Source organism: Arthrobacter sp. NPDC080086, from assembly GCF_040702285.1.
In genome coordinates, this window is record NZ_JBFBKP010000085.1 from 1 (window position 1) to 17,276 (window position 17,276).

General features: G+C 69.2%; 16 protein-coding genes and 1 tRNA gene. 10 read left to right on the top strand and 7 right to left on the bottom strand.

The annotated features are described in order from the left end of the window. The first annotated feature begins 1 nt into the window (after position 1). Together AB0305_RS19655 and AB0305_RS19660 are read left to right on the top strand one after the other, a co-directional pair. A complete protein-coding gene (locus AB0305_RS19655; protein WP_366173720.1) occupies positions 2 to 1,879 on the top strand; it encodes a glycoside hydrolase family 13 protein in 1,878 nt (625 codons plus the stop codon). A 46-nt stretch (positions 1,880 to 1,925) separates the two neighbouring features. Next, on the top strand, positions 1,926 to 3,296 hold the full coding sequence (locus AB0305_RS19660) for an FAD-linked oxidase C-terminal domain-containing protein (protein ID WP_364138833.1): 1,371 nt from the start codon (positions 1,926 to 1,928) through the stop codon (positions 3,294 to 3,296). Positions 3,297 to 3,317: 21 nt separating this feature from the next. On the opposite strand, the gene AB0305_RS19665 is transcribed toward AB0305_RS19660, so the two are convergent. Then, on the bottom strand, positions 3,318 to 4,739 hold the full coding sequence (locus tag AB0305_RS19665) for a DUF4032 domain-containing protein (protein WP_364138859.1): 1,422 nt from the start codon (positions 4,737 to 4,739) through the stop codon (positions 3,318 to 3,320). Between the two features lie 121 nt (positions 4,740 to 4,860). Next, positions 4,861 to 5,943: a sn-glycerol-3-phosphate ABC transporter ATP-binding protein UgpC gene (gene ugpC / locus AB0305_RS19670; protein ID WP_290258783.1), complete on the bottom strand. Its 1,083-nt coding sequence runs from the start codon at positions 5,941 to 5,943 to the stop codon at positions 4,861 to 4,863. A gap of 247 nt (positions 5,944 to 6,190) precedes the next feature. Between ugpC and AB0305_RS19675 the strand changes: the two genes are divergently transcribed. Then, on the top strand, positions 6,191 to 6,601 hold the full coding sequence (locus tag AB0305_RS19675; RefSeq protein WP_364138831.1) for a VOC family protein: 411 nt from the start codon (positions 6,191 to 6,193) through the stop codon (positions 6,599 to 6,601). 70 nt (positions 6,602 to 6,671) lie between these two features. Here the strand turns inward: AB0305_RS19675 and otsB are convergent, their stop codons facing one another. Together otsB and AB0305_RS19685 are read right to left on the bottom strand one after the other, a co-directional pair. Further along, positions 6,672 to 7,475 carry a trehalose-phosphatase gene (otsB, locus tag AB0305_RS19680; RefSeq protein ID WP_364138829.1) on the bottom strand — a complete coding sequence of 268 codons (804 nt, stop codon included), beginning with the start codon at positions 7,473 to 7,475 and terminating at the stop codon, positions 6,672 to 6,674. Further along, positions 7,465 to 8,874: a trehalose-6-phosphate synthase gene (locus tag AB0305_RS19685; protein WP_364138857.1), complete on the bottom strand. Its 1,410-nt coding sequence runs from the start codon at positions 8,872 to 8,874 to the stop codon at positions 7,465 to 7,467. The genes otsB and AB0305_RS19685 overlap by 11 nt, the downstream gene beginning before the upstream one ends. 294 nt (positions 8,875 to 9,168) lie before the next feature. On the opposite strand from AB0305_RS19685, the gene AB0305_RS19690 reads away from it, so the two are divergent. Continuing rightward, positions 9,169 to 10,059, top strand: coding sequence for a DsbA family protein (locus AB0305_RS19690; RefSeq protein WP_364138827.1), 891 nt, complete (start codon positions 9,169 to 9,171; stop codon positions 10,057 to 10,059). Positions 10,060 to 10,213: 154 nt separating this feature from the next. Then, positions 10,214 to 10,287: transfer RNA gene (locus AB0305_RS19695), tRNA-Thr, on the top strand. A gap of 65 nt (positions 10,288 to 10,352) precedes the next feature. On the opposite strand, the gene AB0305_RS19700 is transcribed toward AB0305_RS19695, so the two are convergent. The 3 genes from AB0305_RS19700 to AB0305_RS19710 are packed head-to-tail and all read right to left on the bottom strand — an operon-like array spanning position 10,353 to position 12,506. After that, on the bottom strand, positions 10,353 to 10,916 hold the full coding sequence (locus AB0305_RS19700; protein WP_364138825.1) for a hypothetical protein: 564 nt from the start codon (positions 10,914 to 10,916) through the stop codon (positions 10,353 to 10,355). Between the two features lie 10 nt (positions 10,917 to 10,926). Beyond that, positions 10,927 to 11,685 carry a FadR/GntR family transcriptional regulator gene (locus AB0305_RS19705; RefSeq protein WP_364138824.1) on the bottom strand — a complete coding sequence of 253 codons (759 nt, stop codon included), beginning with the start codon at positions 11,683 to 11,685 and terminating at the stop codon, positions 10,927 to 10,929. Beyond that, on the bottom strand, positions 11,682 to 12,506 hold the full coding sequence (locus tag AB0305_RS19710; RefSeq protein WP_364138823.1) for an IclR family transcriptional regulator: 825 nt from the start codon (positions 12,504 to 12,506) through the stop codon (positions 11,682 to 11,684). The genes AB0305_RS19705 and AB0305_RS19710 overlap by 4 nt, the downstream gene beginning before the upstream one ends. A 255-nt stretch (positions 12,507 to 12,761) precedes the next feature. Here AB0305_RS19710 and AB0305_RS19715 point away from each other — a divergent pair, with 255 nt between their 5' ends. The 5 genes from AB0305_RS19715 to AB0305_RS19735 all read left to right on the top strand — a co-directional run bounded on the left by AB0305_RS19715 (position 12,762) and on the right by AB0305_RS19735 (position 17,231). Then, entirely contained in the window at positions 12,762 to 14,084 is a 1,323-nt protein-coding gene (locus AB0305_RS19715; protein WP_364138822.1) for an MFS transporter, read from the top strand. Beyond that, entirely contained in the window at positions 14,081 to 15,379 is a 1,299-nt protein-coding gene (locus AB0305_RS19720; protein WP_364138821.1) for a CaiB/BaiF CoA-transferase family protein, read from the top strand. The genes AB0305_RS19715 and AB0305_RS19720 overlap by 4 nt, the downstream gene beginning before the upstream one ends. Next, positions 15,376 to 16,161, top strand: a complete 786-nt coding sequence (locus AB0305_RS19725; protein ID WP_364138819.1) for an enoyl-CoA hydratase/isomerase family protein — start codon at positions 15,376 to 15,378, stop codon at positions 16,159 to 16,161. Before AB0305_RS19720 ends, AB0305_RS19725 begins: the two co-directional genes overlap by 4 nt. A 110-nt stretch (positions 16,162 to 16,271) precedes the next feature. Then, positions 16,272 to 16,760 (top strand): GyrI-like domain-containing protein, encoded by a 489-nt coding sequence (locus tag AB0305_RS19730; RefSeq protein WP_364138817.1) that lies wholly within the window; start codon positions 16,272 to 16,274, stop codon positions 16,758 to 16,760. A 168-nt stretch (positions 16,761 to 16,928) separates the two neighbouring features. Then, on the top strand, positions 16,929 to 17,231 hold the full coding sequence (locus tag AB0305_RS19735) for a DUF4193 domain-containing protein (RefSeq protein ID WP_056741192.1): 303 nt from the start codon (positions 16,929 to 16,931) through the stop codon (positions 17,229 to 17,231). Positions 17,232 to 17,276: the final 45 nt, after the last annotated feature.

The window sequence follows — 17,276 nt, forward strand, 5'->3', positions numbered from 1 at the left end:
CCTGCCGCACCACGACGGGACCGCGCTCCACGCCCCTGACGGCGTGGAGCGCGGCGGCCCGGTCCGCCTGCGGCTCCGGATCCCCGTCGGGTGGGGCGAGGCGTCCCGCGTCTGGCTCCGCTCCCTGCACGACGGCGAACCACGCTACGATCCCTGCGACCTCCTCGGGATCGCCGACGGCTGGGCGTGGTGGGAAGCGGCGACGACGGCCACCAACCCCGTCCTCCGCTACCGGTTCCTGATCGAGGCCGGCGGCCGGAACTGGCAGCTGAACGCCCAGGGCCTCTTCGGCCGGGACGTCTCCGACTACGCCGACTTCCGGCTGGGCACCTACCCGGCCGGCCCGGACTGGCTGCGGACCGGGACCATGTACCAGATCTTCCCGGACCGGTTCGCCCGCTCCGTCCAGGCGGACACGCACCCGGCACCGGACTGGGCCGTCCCCGCGGACTGGCACACCACCGCGGTGGAAGGCGCCTCCGCGGTCACGCCCTACCAGTTCTACGGCGGCGACCTGCCCGGCATCACCGAACGGCTGGACCACATCCAGGCGCTCGGGGCGGACATCATTTACCTCACCCCTTTCTTCCCGGCCCGCTCCAATCACCGCTACGACGCCGCCACCTTCGCCACCGTGGACCCGCTCCTCGGCGGGGACCAGGCGCTGGTGGACCTCGTGGAGGCGGCGCACGCCCGGGGCCTCAAGGTGATGGGCGACCTCACCGCCAACCACTCCGGCGACGCCCACGAATGGTTCCGGAACGCCCTGGCCGGCCCGGCCGCGCCCGAGGCCGGCTACTACTACTTCTCCCCGGACCACAGCAGCTACGAGGCCTGGTACGGCGTGCCCTCGCTGCCGAAGCTCAACTGGTCCTCCGAGGCGCTGCGTGACGCGTTCGTCCGGGATGAGGACTCGCCGGTGGCGCGCTGGCTGCTGCCGCCGTTCAACCTGGACGGCTGGCGGATCGACGTCGGCAACATGACCGGACGGCTCGGCGCGACGGACCTCAACCAGGATGTGGCCCGGCTGATCGCGGACCGGGTCCGCGGCATCAACCCGGAAGCGGCGCTGCTGGCCGAGTCGACCAACGACGCGGCCCCGGACTTCAGTGGCGAGCACTGGAACGGCGCCATGACCTACTCGAATTTCACCCGCCCGCTCTGGGCCTGGCTGGCAGGCGAGGCCCGGCACGTGAACTTCTTCGGCACGCCACTGCCGGGCCCCGGCCGGATCGACGCCGCCGAGTTCCTCGCCACCCACCAGGACCTGGCGGCCGCGTTCAGCTGGGACGTCCGCCGGCAGAACATGAACGCGCTGAACAGTCACGACACCGCCCGCGCGGCCACCGCCATGATCGACGGCGGCCAGCAGCTGGGCGCGGTGCTGATGTTCACCCTGCCCGGCGTGCCGGTGCTCTACGCCGGCGACGAATTCGGGCTCACCGGGGACAACGGCGAGTTCTCCCGGACCCCCATGCCCTGGGACCGACCCGACCGGGTCCGGCACGACCTTCGCGGCCTGTACGCCGCTTTGTCCGGGCTGCGCCGGGACCAGCCCGCGCTCACCGCCGGCGGAGTCCGCTGGCTCTACGCCGACGGCGACGTGCTGGCCTTCATCCGCGAAACCGCCGGGGCCACGGTGCTGGTGGCCGTCACCCGGGCCGCCGCCGACGCCGGATTCGACCCGGCCCTGCTGACCGCCGCACAGTGGAAGGGCCTGGTGGGTGCCCCCGCGCTCGTCGTCGGGGAGTTGGTGTTCGATGATGCCGGCGGGTTGGCTCCCGGCGGCTTGGCCCGTGACGCCCAGCCGCGGCTGCGCTCCGCCGGCCGGGCGGCGGCCATATGGGTGCTGCCTGGGGTTGCCGTCCCGGGCGCCTAGACTGGGTCCGATACAGGGCGGGTTCAACGGCGAACGGGAGCGGCACATGCGCGGCATTATTGGGGATCTGACGGCGGCCCTGGGGGCGGACAAGGTCGTGACGGAGGATCCTGCGCTCGCCGCCTATGCCGTGGACCAGGCCCCCGTGCTGGACTATCAGTTGCCGCAGGCCGTGGTCTTCGCCGAATCCGTCAAGGACGTGCAGGCCGTGGTCCGGGCCTGCGCCGCGCGCCGGGTTGCGCTCGTGGCCCGCGGCGCCGGCACCGGCGTCTCCGGTGGAGCCCACGCCAGCGAGGGTTGCGTTGTCCTCAGCCTGGAGAAGATGAACCGCATCCTGGACCTCAACCCGGATGACGAGACCGCCGTCGTCGAACCCGGGGTCGTCAACGCCGACCTCAACGCGGCCGCCGCCGTCTATGGCCTCATGTACGCGCCGGACCCGGCCAGTTATCGCAGCTCCACGATCGGCGGCAACGTCGCGACCAACGCCGGGGGCCTGCGCTGCGCCAAGTACGGGGTCACCCGGGACTCGGTGCTGGCCCTCGACGTCGTCCTGGCGGACGGTACCCTGATCCACACCGGACACCAGACGTTCAAGGGTGTGGCCGGCTACGACCTCACGGGGCTGTTTGTGGGCTCCGAGGGGACGCTCGGGATCGTCGTGGGGATCACCGTCCGACTCAAATACCTCCCGCGCGAGGTGCACACCATCGCCGCGTTCTACCCGGACTTCCGCAGCGCCGCGGCCGGGGTGCTGGCCGTGGGCAAGGCCCGGGTACAGCCCGCCATCATGGAGCTGCTGGACAGCGGCACCCTCGTCCAGCTCGACGCCATACACGGCTCGACCCTCTCGGCCCGGGGCGCCTCGCTGCTGCTGCTCCAGACGGACGGCTTCGGCGCCGCCGCCGAGGCCGCCGCCATCCGGCCGCTGCTGGCCGCCGGCGGCGCGGTGGTAACCATGGAGGCGGACGCGGAAGCCGAGGCTCTGGTGGAGCTGCGCCGGCACAGCCGCGGCGCCGAGGTCGACGACGAATACCGGGTGGGCGAGGACGTCGCCGTCCCGCGCTCCCGCTTGGTGGACTACGTGGCCGAACTCGAGGCGATGGCGGCCCGGCACGAGGTCCAGCTCAAAGTGGTGGCGCACGCCGGAGACGGCAACCTCCACCCCACGTTCTGGGTGGACCGGGACGGCGACGGCGTGGACCCCGGCGCGATGGAACGGCTGGGCGCCGCCCTGGACGAGTCGGTGACCGTGGCCCTCGCGATGGGCGGCACCATCACCGGCGAGCACGGCGTGGGCCAGTACAAGCTGCGCTGGCTGGGCCTGGAGCAGAAGGAACCGGTCCGGGAGTTGCAGTACCGGATCAAGGAACTCTTCGACCCGGCCGGGATCCTGAACCCCGGCAAGGCCATCTAGCCCGGCTGTGCTTCAACCGGCCTAGTCGTCCGCGTCCGGGTACTCGTCTTCGTCGCCGGGGGTCTCGTCGCCGTCGTAGCGGGACTCCTCGGTCTCGACCTCAAGGATCTTGAGCAGCTCGGTGTCCGGGTTCAGCATGATCGCGGCCTCGTCGCGCCGGTGCCGCAGCTCGGAGTCGATGTAGGACTGCACGGCCTCGGCCAGCGGGATGTGCCGGTTTTCCTTCTCGGACATGTACCAGCGGTGCTCCAGAATCTCGTGCACGGCCTCCGCCGGTTCCAGCTTGCCGGACAGGTCGCGGGGGATGGCGCGGACGATCGGCTCGAAGATCTGGCTGACCCACAGGTGGGCGCTGTACTCCTCGTCCATGCCGGGGTTGTTGTCCGCGCGGAAGGAGTCCATGTCATTCAGCAGCCGGCGGGCCTGGTTTTCCTGGGCGTCCAGGCCGGTGAGCCGCAGCAGCCGGCGCTGGTGGTGGCCGGCGTCGACCACCTTGGGCTGAAGCTGGATGGTGGAACCGTTCTGGGTGGTCTTGATCGCGTATTCCTCGACGTCGAAGCCGAGTTCGTTGAGCCGCCGGATGCGGGCGGCCACCCGCCAGCGCTCGCCGACCTCGAAGGATTCCTTCTCCGTCAGCTCGGTCCAGAGCCGGCGGTAGCTCTCCATGATCAGCTCGCTGGTGGCCACGGGGTCCACCTTCTCCTCGATCAGCCCGCCGTCGAGCAGGTCCATCAGTTCCCCGGCGATGTTGACCCGGGCGATTTCCAGGTCGTACTCGCGCTGGCCGGTGGACAGGTCCGGGTACAGCTCGCCGGTCTCGGCGTCCACCAGGTAGGCGGCGAAGGCGCCTGCGTCGCGGCGGAACAGGGTGTTGGAGAGGGACACATCGCCCCAGTAGAAGCCGATCAGGTGCAGGCGGACCAGCAGGAGGGCCTGGGCGTCGATCAGGCGGGTGAGGGTGTCCTTGCGCAGCATCTGTGAGAACAGGGCGCGGTAGGGCATGGAGAACTTCAGGTGCCGGGTGACCAGCACGGGGTTCAGGGGTTTGCCGTCCGGGGTGGTGCGGCCGGTGATGACCGCCACCGGCTCCACGCAGGGGACATCCAGGCGGGCCAGCTTGCGGAGCATGTGGTACTCGTGCCGGGCGATGTGCTCGGAGGTTTCCTTGATGGCGATGACCGAGCCGCCCAGGTGCGCGAACCGGACGATGTGCCGGGAGATGCCGCGGGGGAGTGCGGCCAGGTACTCTGCGGGCCAGTCCTCGAGGGCGATGTGCCAGGGCAGGTCCAGCAGCTCCGGCTCGGTGGCGGCTGCTGTGATGCTCAGCGAGCTGGAGATCGCCTTGTCGTCATTGGCGCTCGCGGGCACGTACCGGGGCAGCTTCCCGATCTGGCCGTAGTCAGTGGGTTCGTCGTGCCACTGGGCACCGTTGTCCTCGCTCATGCGGTTCTCCTCGGTCATGGGGCAATTCTCCCGCACCCGGCGGCGGCGCGCCTAAACAAGGGGCGGTTAACGGCCGACGGCGGCCCTCCCGCAGGAGGACCGCCGTCGGTTGAAGACTGCGTCAGTCGCCGAGGCGCTCGCCGGTCTTGGTGTCGAACAGGTGCACGTGGCCGGACTGCGGGCGGACCCAGATGGTCTCACCCTTCATCGGCGGGCGGCGGCCGTCGACGCGGGCCACGATGTCGTGGTCCTTGCCGTCGAGCGTGGTGTGGCCGTAGACGTAGGCGTCGGCGCCGAGTTCCTCGACGACGTCGACCTCAACCTGCAGGCCCTCGCCCTGGCTGGCGGTCTCCAGGTCCTCGGGTCGGCTGCCCAGCGTGACGGTGGAGCCGGAGGCGTCCTCGAGGACATCGCGCGGCACCGGGTAGACGGTTCCGCCGAACTGCACGCCGCCATCGACGACGGGCAGTTCCAGCAGGTTCATGGCGGGGGAGCCGATGAAGCCGGCGACGAAGACGTTTTTCGGCTTGTCGTAGAGGTTGCGCGGGGTGTCCACCTGCATTAGCAGGCCGTCCTTGAGCACGGCGACGCGGTCACCCATGGTCATGGCCTCGACCTGGTCGTGGGTGACGTAGACGGTGGTGACGCCCAGGCGGCGGGTCAGCGACGCGATCTGGGTGCGGGTCTGGACGCGGAGCTTGGCGTCGAGGTTGGAGAGCGGCTCGTCCATCAGGAAGACCTGCGGGTTACGGACGATCGCGCGGCCCATGGCGACGCGCTGGCGCTGACCGCCGGAGAGGGCCTTCGGCTTGCGGTCCAGGTACGGCTCGAGGTCCAGCAGCTTGGCGGCTTCGCGGACGCGCTCGGCCCGCTCTTCCTTGCTGACGCCGGCGATCTTGAGGGCGAAGCCCATGTTGTCCGCGACGGTCATGTGCGGGTACAGGGCGTAGTTCTGGAACACCATCGCGATGTCGCGGTCCTTGGGCGGCATGTCGGTGACGTCGCGGTCACCGATCAGGATGCGGCCGGAGTTGACGTCTTCGAGGCCTGCGAGCATGCGCAGGGAGGTGGACTTGCCGCAGCCGGAGGGGCCGACGAGAACCAGGAACTCGCCGTCGGCGATTTCGATGTTCAGCTTGTCGACCGCGGGCTTTTCGGTGCCCGGGTAGAGCCGCGTTGCGTTGTCAAAAGTAACTGTTGCCACAGTTTTCAATCCCTTCACCGGCAGGTACGTGCCGGACGATCCGTTGTGAATGGTCTTTTTATTCAGTTGTGAGTCTTGCGCCTGCTCCCCGGCCGAAGCCGAGGAGCAGCCAGCGACGCCGCACGGTAGCTGTGCGCCACATCACATACAGAGTATGTCAGATGGATCGCGAATGGGGGAAAAGGTTACGGATGTCACTGGTGATCCCTACCACCCGTGGCCGTGCGGCGCTGTGTAGGCTGTGCGCATGACGGCCCTCCAGATCTACGTGAGTTTCCCCGGTACCGCGCGCGAGGCGCTCGGGTTCTACGCCGATGTCTTCGGCGGTGACCTGGCCTTGTTCACCTACGAGCAGTTCAACCGCACCGACGGTCCGGCCGATGCGATCGCCCACGGTGAGCTGAGGGGTGACGTGCGCCTGGCCGGCTCCGACGCGGCCGAGGGCGAAGCCACCGTCCGGTGCGAGGGGCTGATGCTCTCGCTGTTGGGGACGGCCGAGCCCGCGGTCCTGCACCGGTGGTTCGACCGGCTGGCCGACGGCGGACGCGTGGTGGACCCGCTGGGCCCGAAGCCCTGGGGTGCCTCCGACGGCCAGGTGGTGGACCGGCACGGACTGCACTGGCTGATCGGCTACGAACCCGAGTCATCCCCCAACTGACTGGCAGGTAAGGCCGTTATGGGCGCTCAAGACGGCCTGAGCTGCGAGTCAGTGGGGTTGGGTGGCGCGGTCAGCTGCCGACGGCGGCCTTCCGCTCGCGCAGCAGTGCCTCCAGCAGTTCGGACACGTGCGGCGGGGCTTCCACCCGGAACTCCGCCTGGGTGAAGTCCAGGCCCACCTTCACTCCCAGGTCGCCTGAGACCAGGCTGCGCAGGGCGTCCTCGTCCGTGGTGTCGTCCCCGGCGAAGACCACCGCCGACGCGCCCGTGGCCTGCCGAAGGAAGGACACCGCCTCGCCCTTGGAGGCGTGGACCACGGAGGTCTCCAGGACCCGGTTGCCGGTCTTCAGGTAAACCCCGGCGCGGTCCTTCAGGGCGGACTTCGCCGCGGCCACGGCGTCCTCGGCCACGTCGTCCGCGGCCAGCCGGGTGTGGAGCACGACGCCGGCCGGCTTCTCCTCGAGCAGGGTGCCGGGTGCCACGTGGACGATCTCCTCCAGGACGGCCCGCACGTCGGCCAGGAGCCGGCGCTGGTCCTCGTCGAGCTGAAGCTCGGCCGAGCCCGGACCCATCCAGATCTCCGCGCCGTGGCTGCCGATCAGCAGGGTCTTCTCCGGCGGGGACGCGACCGAGCGCAGGCTGTCCAGTGCCCGGCCGGAGATCAGCGCCGTCGTGGTCCGCGGCAGTTCGGCCAGGGCGGCAAACGCCGCGGCCGAGCGGGGGAGGGCGCGGGAGTCCTCCGCGTGGTCCACCAGCGGGGCCATGGTGCCGTCAAAGTCCATGGCCACCAGCAGCTCCTCGGTGCCGGCGATACGCCGCACCGCCTCGAGCAGCTCGGGGGACAGGGAGAGCTTGGCGTCGGGCTCAGGAGTCATCACGCACCACCTTTTCCTGCAGCGCGCGGAGGAAGTCTGCGGACCAGAGATCGACGTCGTTGGTCAGGATCTGCTTGCGCATGGCCCGCATTCGGCGGGCAGCCTCGGCGGGCTCCATGTTCACGGCTCGCATGATGGTGTCCTTGAGCCCGTCGATGTCGTGCGGATTCATCAACAGGGCCTGCTTGAGTTGGTCCGCGGCGCCGGCGAACTCGCTGAGCACCAGCGCGCCGTCGTTGTTCGTGCGGGCCGTGACGTACTCCTTGGCGACGAGGTTCATGCCGTCGCGGAGGGCGGTGACCAGCATGACATCCGCGGCCAGATAGAGCGCCACCATCTCCTCGATGGGGTAGCTGTGGTGCAGGTAGCGGACGGCGGTGTTCTGCATGGTGTCGTAGGTGCCGTTGATGTGGCCTACCGTGCCCTCGACCTCTTCGCGCAGCAGTCGGTACTGCTCCACGCGCTCGCGGCTGGGGCTGGCCACCTGGATCAGGGACGCGTCCTCCACCGTGACCTTGCCGTCCTCGAGGAGTTCCTCGTAGGCCTTGAGCCGGTGCCGGATCCCCTTGGTATAGTCCAGCCGGTCCACGCCCAAAAGGATGGTCTTGGGGTTGCCGAGGTCGCGGCGGATCTGCTTGGCCCGCTCGATGACTTCCGGCTTTTGCGCCAGCTCGCTGATCTGCTTCACGTCGATGGAGATGGGGAAGGCCTGGGCCCGGGCGATGTGGGTGGTTTGGCCGTCGGCGCCCTTGACGTGCACCTGCTGCTGCTTGACGCTGGCGCCGAGGAAGCGGCGGGCGGAGCGCATGAAGTTCCCGGCGTCGCTGCTGCGCTGGAAGCCGATCAGGTCCGCGCCCAGCAGGCCGTCGATGATCGCGCGGCGCCAAGGCAGCTGGGCGAAGATCTCCGGAGGCGGGAACGGGATGTGGTTGAAGAAGCCGATCTTCAGGTCCGGTCGTTGCTCGCGAAGCATCCGGGGGACCAGCTGCAGCTGGTAGTCCTGGACCCAGACCGTGGCGCCCTCGGCGGCGTGCCGGATGACGGCGTCGGCGAACCGCTTGTTGACCTTCCGGTACGTGTCCCACCAGGCGCGGTGGAACTCCGGCGGGGCGATCACGTCGTGGTAGAGCGGCCACAGGGTCGCGTTGGAGAAGCCCTCGTAGTACAGCTCGACGTCGCGGGTGCTCAGCTGCACCGGTATCAGGTCGATGCCGCCATGGCTGAACGGTTCGAGGTGCTCGTCCGGGGCGCCGTGCCAGCCCACCCAGGCGCCGTCGGTCTTGGTCATCATCGGCGCAAGCGCCGTGACCAGGCCGCCGGGGGAGCGGCGCCAGCCGTCCTCGCAGCCGGGCTCGTCCGCGGAGCAACGGTCCACCGGCATGCGGTTGGACACCACCATGAAATCGAAACGGTCGACGTCGTCCGTCCCGCCCTTGTGCCCTCCGCCCGCGGGTTGCACGTCCGCTTGGTGTGCTGCGTGCTCGGTGCGCTGCTCGCGCTCGGTTGCTTGCATTAGTGCTCCCTGGGGTCGCTTGTGGCTTGTGTTCACCCTATCGGGGCGGAATCTTCCGGGCTATTCGTCCGTTGGGCACACGGGAAGAAACTTGAAAGCGCAAGCTCCCCAGCTTTCTCACCTAAAATGATGACCGTGCCACCCGCTGGCGCAGTCCAGGCCGATCGACACGAGGAACCAATGAGCCCCGCAAACGAACCCCGTCAGTCCAAAGCTGAGCGCACCGCCGCGGCCCGCGAGAAGGCCCGTGAGATCCGTGAGGCCCAGCTCAAGAAGGACAAGCGCAACAAACTGCTCATTGGCTGGGGCATCGTCGCCGCCGTCGTCGCCATCATCGTGGTGGTGGCCCTCGTGGTGACCTCCAACATCAAGAACAACGCCCCCGTTGCTGACTCCGGGCCCACGCCCGCCAACGGCAACGTCCACGGCGGCGTGACCCTGCTGGCCAACACGGAGGTGGCGAAGACTGACGCCGCCACGGTCAAGCTCTCCGATGTTCCCGCAGCCCCGGCCACCCCGCCGGCAGACCTGAAGGCCCCCGGCGCCGATGCCGAGGCCGGCAAGCCCGTCAAGGTTGTCCTCTACATCGACTTCATCTGCCCGGTCTGCAAGAACTTCGAGGCGCAGTACAACGACACCCTGACCAAGCTGCGCAACGACGGCAAGATCACCGTCGAATACCGTCCGCTGGGCTTCCTGGACACCCGCTCCACCACCAACTACTCCTCCCGCGCCGCCGCCGCGGCGGCCTGCGTGGTGAACGAGTCGCCGGAGAAGTACGCGGCCTTCGTGGACGCCCTGTTCGCCAAGCAGCCCGCCGAGGGCAGCGCCGGCCTCTCCGACAACGAGCTGAAGAAGCTGGCCACCGACACCGGTGCGCAGAACATCGACAAGTGCGTGGATGACAAGACCTACCGCCCGTACGTGAAGTACACGACCCAGGAAGCCGCGGCCATCGGGGTCACCGGCACGCCGACGGTCTTCGTCGAGGGTAAGCAGTGGGGCAAGGGCGACAGCGCCAACACCCCGTTCGACCAGTACCTGCAGGCAGCGGTGGACGCCAAGAAGTAAGCGCCACGTCCGCTGGTGCGGCCCGGTCCCGGAGTTCTCCGGGGCCGGGCCGCTTTCGTGTGGCGGAGGATTTTTTACCGCCGGGCATCGGTGGGCTACCCTTATCTAGCCGTTGTCCTCCTGCGCTTTCCGCCGGATAAGACGACGGCGGATTGCCTCCTTAGCTCAGTTGGCCAGAGCACCGCTCTTGTAAAGCGGGGGTCGTCGGTTCGAATCCGACAGGGGGCCCAGTGAAACCCCTCCGTTCCGGCGATTCTGCCCGGGGTGGAGGGGTTTTTTCCCGGCGGGAAGGCTCAGGGCCCGGTGATCCGGACGCCGGCCACCGCACCGGTCCACGGGCCGGTGGGATTTCTTCGGGTCAACTGAACGCTCACGGGGCCGGGCAGGAGGCTCACCGTCCGGGACACAGGCGCCGTGCAGTCCACAGCGATGGACGTGGGGCCGGTCGGGGTTTGGTCCTGGAAGATGATGACCTGCGAGGCGTCGACCCCGACGCAGGCGGCCGTGACCTGGTAGTCGCCCGCGGTCCTGACCCGTCCCGCCTTCTGGAAGCCGACGCCGTTGCCGTCCGCCGGTCCTGAATCTGCGAGCACGACGGGCCCCGTCGCCCCCGCGAGCAGCCGCTCCAGTGCGGCCTCGTTCCGCTGCTGCGCGGCCAGAACATCGGGTGATGGGCCGGCCGGGATGGTGCGGCCCGGCCTGGGGGTAACCGCCGACGTCGGTGTGGCAGGTGGCCGCCCGCCGTCGTCGTCCTCGTAGGTGCAACCGGCCAGCGATCCGGCCGCCAGGCACAGCAGCACGGCCCCGCTCACCACGGCACCGGTCCGGATGGTCCTCGTTCCCCCACGACGTGGCATGGGGCCGAGTCTAATCGCTAGGTACCGGGGAGGGCTGCCGCGGGGACACTTCCTGGGCCCGCTCGTAGAACCACTCGATGTGCTCGCGCAGCAGCCGGGCCGCGCGCTCGCCGTCCTGGTCCCGGACGGCTTCGTAGATCCCGTGGTGCTGGGCACGCAGGACCGCGAGGACCTCCGGCCAGGACTCCATCGCGTCCATGGCGCCCTTGACGTAGTCTACGATCGCGCCGCTGAGCGACTCCATCATGGTGGCGACCACCGTATTGCCGGCCAAAGAGCTGAGCGCGACGTGGAACCGGGCGTCGAGTTCGTGGAAGGTGGGCCGGTCCAGCTCCGGATCGTCCATGGCCGCCAGGAGCTGGGCCGCCTGCTCCAGACCCGCATCGCCCTCATCGCGGAGCCGGGTGGCGGCGGCCTGCGCGGACCAGGTCTCCAGCAGGATGCGGGTCTGCACGATGTCCTCCACCGGCAGCCGGTTGCTGGCCACATGCAGCCGCAGGGCCGAGGACAGGCCGGCCGACGGGTTCGAAATGACGATCGCCCCGGAGGTGGGACCGGACCCGACCGAGCTGCGCAGCACGCCCATCGCGTCCAGGATGCGGATGGCCTCCCGCACCGAGGCGCGGGAGATCCCGTAATTCTCGGCGAGCGTGCGCTCGCCGGGCAGCCGGTCGCCGAGCTTGATCTTCCCGGAACGCAGGTCCGCCTCGATGTCCTGCAGCAGCGCGTCGTAGGTACGACGGCGGGGTGCGGCGTCGGCAGCGGTCACGGATGGTTCCCTTCGATAGCGGATGCTGGCGTGGGTGGCCGGTAGCCCAGGGCGGCGCTGGCGTCCCGGGCGGCGCGGGCCACCATGGGGCCCAGCCGCGGGACGTCCGCCGCGCTGACCCGCTGGGTCGGGAAGCCCACGCCGAGGACGGCCGCGAGCTGCCCGTCGTAGCGGAAGACGGGGGCGCTGATGGACCCGACGTCGCTGTTCCGTTCGCCGAACGCGGCGAAGAAGCCCTGCTCGCGGGCCTGTTCCGCCTGCGCGTCAAGCTCTTTCCAGCTGACCGGCGTGATGTCGGTGAACCGGGTCAGTTCGGTGTCCTTGAGGGCCTCCCGCGCTCCCGGGTCGAAGGCCAGAAAGATCTTGCCCGGTGCGCCGGCGTGGATCGGCATCACCTGGCCCACCAGGAAGGGCCGCATCACCACGTGCCGGGTTTCGGCTACGGCCACCACGGTGCGGTACTGCCCGTCCCGCATGTAGACGCACGCCGTCTCACCACTGTCGTCGCGGAGCTGCTGGATGATCGGGTGGAGCAGCCGGACCACGTCCAGGCCCAGGGTGCCCGGCGCGGCCCACTGGACCAGCCGCAGGCCGATCCGGTAGCGGTCTCCGTCGCGGTCCAGGAATCCCTCGCGCACCATGTTCTGCACCAGCCGCTGGCAGGTGCTCGCCGGCAGGCCAGTAGCCCGGGCAATCTGCTGCAGTGTCGGTTCGGGCGCATCAATCGAGAAGCAATTCAGGATGTCGCTGACCTTGCCCAGCACAAGGATGGGGGTCGTCCGGTCACCCTGCTCTTTTGCCGCCGCGTTGCCAGCTGCCACCTGCCACCGTCTTTCTCTACGGGTGTCCATCATAGCCAGCGGGTCCCGGTGTCCTGACGGATTACGCGCCCCGCGATCGTCGGCTAAACCTCCGAGTTTCCATTGACAGCATTAGGCTAAACCCGCAATATGGGTTGCGAAACCATATTGTGGGTTTTGCACAAAGGGTGAAAAGGGCCAGGAGCCCGCGAGCACCCGGCAACGCCTCCATCCAAGCAAGGGCATTGGGCCCAGCCGCGTCATAACAACGGAGTGATGATGACAGTTCAGGCAGTAACCCGAGAGCAGGCCGCACGGCGGGCAACCGTCGCCAGCGTCGTGGGCACCACCATCGAGTGGTACGACTTCTTCCTCTACGGGACGGCGGCGGCGCTGGTCTTCCCGCAGCTCTTCTTCCCGGGACAGTCGGCCTTCGCCGGCGTCCTGGCCGCCTTCGGCACCCAGTTCGTCGGCTTCGTGGCCCGCCCCGTCGGCGCCGCCATCTTCGGCCACTACGGCGACCGGATCGGCCGCAAGACCACCCTCATGGTCACCCTCTTCCTGATGGCTTTCGGCACCGTGCTGATCGGCTTCCTCCCCACCTTCCAGGCCATCGGCGTCGCCGCCCCCATCCTGCTGACCCTGCTGCGCATCATCCAGGGCATCGGCGTCGGCGGCGAATGGGGCGGCTCCGTGCTGCTCAGCATGGAATGGGGCCACCAGCAGCGCCGCGGCTTCTCCGCCAGTTGGCCGCAGATCGGCGTGCCGCTGGGCCTGGTGCTCTCGACCGGCGTCGTCCGCATCACCTCCGGCATCACAGGCACCGAGGGCTTTGCGAGCTTCGGCTGGCGCATCCCGTTCATCATCAGCATCCTGCTGATCGGCGTCGGCCTCTTCGTCCGGATGCGCGTGATCGAGAGCCCCGAGTTCGAAGCCATCCGCAAGTCCAACAAGGTCGTCCGCAACCCGCTGATCGAGGTCATCAAGCGCCAGCCCAAGGAAATCCTGCTCTCGGCCCTGGTCCGCATGTCCGAGCAGGCACCGTTCTACCTCTTTATCACGTTCGTGATCACCTACGCCGTCAAGCACCTGCAGCTCAACAGCAACTCGATCCTGGACGACACCCTGATCGCCGCCGCGCTGGGCCTGGTGAGCGTGCCGTTGTTCGGCCGGCTCTCGGACCGCTTCGGCCGGCGCAGGGTCTACGGCGTGGGCATCGTGCTGACCGCGCTCTTCGCCTTTCCCTACTTCGCCCTGCTGGACACCCGGGAACCCTTCATTGTGGGCGTCGCGATCGTGGTCAGCCTGATCCTGCACGACATCCAGTACGGCCCGCAGGCTGCGCTGATAGCGGAGAGCTTCGACGCCGACATCCGCTACACCGGCGCCGGCCTGGGCTACCAGCTGGCCAGCGTGGTGGCCGGCGGCCCCGCGCCGCTGATTGCCGCGGCCCTGCTGGCCCAGTACGGGAACTCGACGGCGATCGCGCTGTACATCATCGCCTGCTGCGCCGTCGCCATGGTGGCACTGATCTTCCTGCCCAAGGCCGGCCACCGTTTCCAGGCCAGCGCCACCACCAAGACGGAAGCCACGGTATGAGCCTGACTGACACGGCACCCCGCCAAGAGGCAACGAACGACGCCGGGGCGGCAGCCCCGCAGACGGCAGTGCCGCAGAAGGCGGGCCGGCCGGAGACCACGGACGCCACCGGCCCGCTGAACGACTTGCTGGTCCTGGACCTAAGCCGGATCCTGTCCGGACCGTTCGCCACCATGACCCTTGCGGACCTGGGCGCCGACGTCATCAAGATCGAACAGCCCGGTTCCGGCGACGACACCCGCCAGTGGGGCCCTCCGTTCCAAGGCGAGGAGGCCGCGTACTTCCTCTCCGTGAACCGGAACAAACGCAGCCTCGCCGTCGACCTGAAGTCCCCTGAGGGACTCGAGGTGGTCCGGGAACTCGCCCGCCGCGCCGACATCGTGGTGGAGAACTTCCGCCCCGGCACCGCCGCCCGCCTGGGCCTGGGCTACGAGGAGCTCTCCAAGGACAACCCCGGCCTGGTCTACGCCTCCATCAGCGGCTACGGCCAGACCGGCCCGGACGCGCTCCGGCCCGGCTACGACGCGATCGCCCAGGCCCGCAGCGGGATCATGAGCGTCACCGGGGAGACCGACGGCCCGCCCGTTCGGGTGGGTGTCAGCAGCGCGGACCTGGTCGCCGGGATGTGGGCCACCATCGGCGTCCTGGCCGCCCTGCATGAGAAGCAGCGCACCGGGCAGGGCCAGTGGGTGGACATCAGCCTGCTCGACGGGTCCGTCTCCTGGCTGACCTACGTCTCCAGCGGCTACTTCGCCAGCGGAGAGGTTCCGCGCCGCTACGGCTCGGCACACCCCACGATCGCCCCGTATCAGGCGTTCCCCTCTGCGGACGGCTTCGTCATGGTCGCCGTCGGCAACGACGGGCTGTGGCGGCGCTTCGCGGACGCCCTCGGCGACGCGGCGCTCGCCGGGGATCCGCGGTACTCGAGCAATCCGTCCCGCGTCGCCCACCGGGAGGAGCTGATTCCCGCGATCGAGGCCATCATGCGGAGCCGCACCACGGAGGACTGGGTGCGCACCCTGGACGAGGCCGGTGTGCCGGTAGGACCGATCCAGACTGTGGACCAGGCACTCGCCGATCCCCAGGTCCTGGCCCGTGGGATGGTGGCCGAGCTGGACCACCCGACCGCCGGACCCATGAAGGTGGTGGGCTGCCCGGTGCGGTTGACCCGGACGCCCGCCTCGGTGCGGACCGCCCCGCCGGTCCTGGGCCAGGACACGGACCAGGTGCTGGCGTCGCTGGGCCTGGACGCGGACCGGATCCACGCCCTGCACAGCAGCGGCGCGGTGCAGTGACGGCCGCGGTGGGGCACGCCCCGGGAGTCCGGCTGGATATCGACGACGACGGCGTCGCCGACCTGGAGGTGGGCACCGGCGAACGCTTCAACGCCCTCGACTCGGACCAGTGGCGGGCGCTCGCGGCGGAGGCCCGGGCGCTCGCCGCGGACCCCGCCGTCCGGGCCGTGGTGATTCGGGGTGCCGGCGGGACCTTCTGCTCCGGCTCGGACCTGCGGGAGTGGCAGGACGCGAGCGGGGACCAGGTGACCGGCGCCTTCGGTGCCATAGAGGAGGCGTTGCAGGCCGTGGAGGCCATCCCGGTGCCGACGGTGGCCCTGGTGCAGGGTGTCGCCACAGGCGCGGGCTGCCAGCTGGCGCTCGCCTGCGACCTGCAAGTGTTGGAGGAGAATGCGCGGATCGGGATGCCGATCGCCCGGCTGGGGATGCTCATTCCGCCCACCTTTGCCAACCGGATGTCCCTGCGGATCGGGCCGTCCCGGACCAAGGATCTGCTCTTCGGCGGCCGGATCCTCTCCGCCGCTGAGGCCTACGCGACGGGACTTGTCAGCACCCTGGCGGGCCCCGGCCGTGGTCCTGCCGCGGTGGCTGGGCTGACGGAGCAGTGGGCCGGACTGTCCCTGGCTTCGCTGCGGGCGTCCAAGGCGGCGGTTAACCAGGGACTGGCCCCGGTGGAACAGCCGGCCAAGGCGTTGCCGCCGGGTCCGGCCGCGGATCCGGTGGAATTCCGGGCACGGGTCAACCGGTTCCTGCACCGCAACCGCCGTCCGGCAGCTTCCTAGGGGCGCGTCCTAGGGTCGCGGGGGAGTTCCCCGCGGGGGACCGACCGGGGGCCAATCTGGGGTCCAACCGGCCCTTGACCGGAACCGTGGGGCGCGGGGAGGGTGGCCGTATGAACGAACACCAGCCCCACGCCGCCCCGGAGATCACCGTCAGCGACCGGCAGGAGCAGCCCACCGCGGTCATCCACGAAACCGTGCCGATGGCGGACCTGCGGGACTTCTTCGACCGGGCATACCGTTCCGTCATGACCGCCGTCCAGCAACAGAACGTCCAGCTGGCCGGCCCGCCGTTCGCGCTGTACCGGGGGACACCCACCGACGTCGTCGATGTCGAAGCCGGCTTCCCCCTGGCCGGCCCCTACCCGGGAGGGGGCGACGGCGCCGTCGTCGCCGGGACCCTTCCCGGCGGCCGGGCGCTGGAGGCCACGCACGTTGGCCCGTATGACACCCTCCCGCAAACCTACGGAGCCGTCATGGCAAAGATGCAGGCGGACGGGCTCACCCCGGGGGAGGCCATGTGGGAGTACTACCTCACCGACCCGGCCGCGGAGCCGGACCCCGCCACCTGGAAAACGCTGGTGGTATGGCCGGTCGCCTGAGCCGTGCAACAGCACCATAAAAACTGACATCTTCCGCGCCATCACGGGGATTTTTTGCCCCGGATGTCGCCTTGCGCACACTATTCTTCAACTTCTGCGATGATGCCCTAAACTGCTTCACTGAGGTGCCTGAAATGGCGCTATGCAGCAACGAAAGTGAATCCCGTTATGGCTACCGATTACGACGCCCCACGCAAGACAGAAGAAGAATCTCCCGCTGAATCGCTGGAGGCCCTTCAGGCGTCCCGTGGCGGCGGCGCCCAGACTGCTGTTATCGATGTCGACGAGAACGACACCGCCGAGGGCATCGACCTTCCCGGAGCCGATCTTTCCGGCGAAGAACTGACGGTGATCGTCGTTCCCGAACAGTCCGACGAGTTCACCTGCTCCTCCTGCTTCCTGGTCCGTCACCGGTCCCAGGTCGCCAAGGAAAAGAACGGCCTGAAGTACTGCCGCGACTGCGAGGGCTAAACAGCCTTACCGTCGGGCCGGCACCACGGCCCGTACCAGTTTTTA

Coding starts and splice junctions, on each gene's coding strand:
- AB0305_RS19660 (WP_364138833.1), top strand. CDS start 1,926: ATGCGCGGCATTATTGGGGATCTGACGGCGGCCCTGGGGGCGGACAAG.
- AB0305_RS19665 (WP_364138859.1), bottom strand. CDS start 4,739: ATGAGCGAGGACAACGGTGCCCAGTGGCACGACGAACCCACTGACTAC.
- AB0305_RS19675 (WP_364138831.1), top strand. CDS start 6,191: ATGACGGCCCTCCAGATCTACGTGAGTTTCCCCGGTACCGCGCGCGAG.
- otsB (WP_364138829.1), bottom strand. CDS start 7,475: ATGACTCCTGAGCCCGACGCCAAGCTCTCCCTGTCCCCCGAGCTGCTC.
- AB0305_RS19685 (WP_364138857.1), bottom strand. CDS start 8,874: ATGGTGGTGTCCAACCGCATGCCGGTGGACCGTTGCTCCGCGGACGAG.
- AB0305_RS19690 (WP_364138827.1), top strand. CDS start 9,169: ATGAGCCCCGCAAACGAACCCCGTCAGTCCAAAGCTGAGCGCACCGCC.
- AB0305_RS19700 (WP_364138825.1), bottom strand. CDS start 10,916: ATGCCACGTCGTGGGGGAACGAGGACCATCCGGACCGGTGCCGTGGTG.
- AB0305_RS19715 (WP_364138822.1), top strand. CDS start 12,762: ATGATGACAGTTCAGGCAGTAACCCGAGAGCAGGCCGCACGGCGGGCA.
- AB0305_RS19720 (WP_364138821.1), top strand. CDS start 14,081: ATGAGCCTGACTGACACGGCACCCCGCCAAGAGGCAACGAACGACGCC.
- AB0305_RS19730 (WP_364138817.1), top strand. CDS start 16,272: ATGAACGAACACCAGCCCCACGCCGCCCCGGAGATCACCGTCAGCGAC.
- AB0305_RS19735 (WP_056741192.1), top strand. CDS start 16,929: ATGGCTACCGATTACGACGCCCCACGCAAGACAGAAGAAGAATCTCCC.